A 242-nucleotide genomic window follows, 5' to 3' on the forward strand; every position below is an offset into this window, starting at 1 on the left:
TTAGCATTTGCCATATATATAAGCTGCTTATCGATCATGTTTGCCGCTTCAAGATCGGGTGACAGCAGTATATCGGCTTCTCCTGAAACCTCAGAGACGATGTGTTTATCCAGTGCTGCTTGTTTGGAGATGGCATTATCAAAGGACAGCGGACCATCTAAAATGCCGCCTGTGATCTGGCCCCGGTCTTCCATTTTACAGAGTGCCGCTGCGTCCAGAGTGCTCTGCAAGTTGGGTTTTAC

Annotated in this window: 1 protein-coding gene; it reads right to left on the minus strand. The window is 47.9% G+C overall.

Translation table 11 applies throughout. The features are described from left to right. Positions 1-194, minus strand: a 194-nt coding sequence (locus ACFVYJ_RS13895; RefSeq protein WP_463255467.1) for a phosphate acyltransferase, incomplete at its 3' end; no start/stop codon positions are given. Positions 195-242: the final 48 nt, after the last annotated feature.

The organism is Pontibacter sp. JAM-7 (assembly GCF_048548695.2).
Classification (GTDB): domain Bacteria; phylum Pseudomonadota; class Gammaproteobacteria; order Pseudomonadales; family Balneatricaceae; genus Neptuniibacter.